The organism is Xanthomarina sp., assembly GCF_035306605.1.
In the GTDB taxonomy this organism is placed as follows: domain Bacteria; phylum Bacteroidota; class Bacteroidia; order Flavobacteriales; family Flavobacteriaceae; genus Xanthomarina.
Window position 1 is genome coordinate 1 of the sequence record NZ_DATGNR010000069.1, and the last position, 2,655, is coordinate 2,655.

1 protein-coding gene is annotated in these 2,655 nt (G+C 35.2%); it reads right to left on the reverse strand.

Going from position 1 to position 2,655, the window contains the following annotated elements; genetic code table 11:
• Positions 1 to 850: 850 nt before the first annotated feature.
• Entirely contained in the window at positions 851 to 2,476 is a 1,626-nt protein-coding gene (locus tag VKY41_RS09750; protein ID WP_500814261.1) for an FMN-binding glutamate synthase family protein, read from the reverse strand.
• Between the last annotated feature and the right edge of the window lie 179 nt (positions 2,477 to 2,655).

Genomic DNA, 2,655 nt, shown 5'->3' on the forward strand with positions numbered 1-2,655 from the left:
AGCACGGACATCAGCATTGCAAAAAATAAAAAGGTAAATTTTTTCATAAAAATCCAATTTAATTAAGTTAATATTCGTCTTTTAAATCATATTCTACATTTTAAACTATCTAATTTAATGACAGCATAAAACGAGACCTAAAAAGCAAACTTGTTATAAAGTAGTGCTTTCAGTTTAACCTGGGTTTATAGAATACAGCCTACTAATTTATTAAATTTTAATAGATGAACCAAATTTCCTGCTAAACATTATCACAGAGAAGAAGACTAAACCTAGATATAGCATAGGTTTAACGGAAATTAATAAATTATTGATATTATTTAGGTTTTAATTATAAATCAATAAAACCGTATAATCGCTAAATCTTCCTAACCACCCCCACTCATAACAACTCGCTCTAGCTTAGAATAAGGACATGCTATAGCCACTTGCATCACTAAACACATAGGATATTCAACACGACATTAGACAACCTAAAAGAAGTCGTTAATTTAAAGAAAGGAGCTTACCCTCCATAAGTAATTAAACTACACACAGAAACACTATTTTTAAAAGGATAGGAACTCCTTTTAAAAAAAAAATTTATGCTATAAACAAAAATGTTCTTACTATAAAGTTTAAAAAAGACAATCTATTATTACGAAGAATACTGGGAAATAAGATACCTATCTAGACACACGTAGATTGGAGGCTCCAACTATATTTATATAAAATCATCGAAAACAACCTCACTTCACAAAGCTTGCTTGTTTTCGATGACATCACTGTGTGGTTCTCACTATAAGGAAGAGTGTATTGAACCATGAAACTTAACCACATCCTTGATAAGGACGCTATTACTATTTCTTATTTAATTAACCCCTACTGGCTGGTCCTCTATTATTGGATGGATTCCCCAATGCTCTTTATTAGCATGAGCAAAATCTAGCTTATATTTTTCTGGAATCTCACCTTTTAACATAGAACCTACCTTAATTGAAGGAAAAAGCTCTTCATAGGTAATCATATCGTTTAGAGAAATCCTTCTGTAAATATGTGAGCGGGTAAGATTCGTTGTTTTATCAACACCCGTAGCCCCTAACAGCTCCACGAAGTTTTGAATTGTTTTTTCGTGATAGTTAGCAACACGAGTTTTCTTATCTTCAGGCACTAAACCTATAGTTAATTTAGGGTCTTGGGTTGTAATTCCAACAGGACACTTGTTTGTATTACACAGCAACGCCTGAATACAACCAATAGCCATTTTCATTGCCCGGGCCTGGTAACAAGCATCGGCCCCTAAAGCAATAGCACGCGCAACATGGAAAGCAGAAGTAATTTTCCCAGATGCAATCACCTTAATATGCTTACGAATCCCCATACCATTTAGTATGTTATGAACAAAGTCGAGACCGTCAATTAAGGGAGCTCCTACGTAGTTACTAAATTCTGGCGGTGCAGCTCCTGTTCCTCCTTCTCCTCCATCTACCGCAATAAAATCAGGATAAAGATCCAACTCTACCATGGCTTGACAAATAGAGATAAACTCACTTTTATAGCCAATACACAATTTAAATCCTACGGGTTTCCCTCCAGACAACTCTCTTAGCTTCTGAATGAACTTCACCATCTCTAGAGGCGTATCAAACGCTGAGTGATAAGGAGGAGACACCACTTTAACGTGAGGCTTGATATGTCGAATCTTAGCAATTTCTTCAGAGTTTTTTTCTGCAGGTAAAATCCCACCGTGCCCTGGCTTTGCACCTTGTGAGATTTTAAGTTCAATCATTTTCACATTAGGGTGTTTTGCTTTTTCAGCAAAAAGCTCTGGATTGAATTTGCCATCTTCAGTTCGACAACCAAAATATCCTGTACCAATCTGCCAAATTAAATCACCACCGTGTTTTAAATGATAGTGACTCAATCCACCCTCACCTGTATTATGAGCAAAATTTCCAATTTTTGCCCCTGCATTTAAAGCTTCAATAGCATTTGCACTAAGCGCTCCAAAACTCATTGCAGAAATATTCAATATACTTGCCGAATATGGCTGCTTACAGTCTTTATTCCCTATCATGATACGAGGGTCATTATCGAGAGTATCAAAAGCTTTAGGTGCAATAGAATGGCAAATCCATTCGTAACCCTCTGCATAAAGATCTAACTGGGTTCCAAAAGGAATAGTATCTCTCACGCCTTTAGCTCTTTGATATACAGTAGATCGGTCAACTCTATTAAACGGACGACCATCGATATCAGACTCGATAAAGTACTGATATAGTTTTGGACGAAGTTCTTCTAGCACATAACGAAGCCTTCCAAACACAGGGTAGTTCCGCATAACGGTGTGCCTAGTTTGTAAAACATCGTAATAACCTAAAATTGTTAAAGCCAAAACGACTGCAAAAACAACATACCAATTTGCACTTAAGAAAAAGGCTAATGCAAATGTTACTATAAGTGAAATAGTTGAAATTATAAAAAATTGAGTGCGCATAATCAGATTTTATTGCATAAAAGCTAGGAACCAAGGAGTAAAACCGCTTCTTTAAAAACTTAAGTTACTATTATTCAATTCACTACAAAACAAAAGTTATTGTAAGCAAATTACAATTTATTTCTCAACATTCAAACAAACAAAGGTAGTATAGGTAAATCATTTTTCAACCATTTATT

What these genes read in the sequence shown, in the direction of transcription:
- VKY41_RS09750 (WP_500814261.1), bottom strand. Translation starts at nt 2,476, where the DNA reads ATGCGCACTCAATTTTTTATAATTTCAACTATTTCACTTATAGTAACA.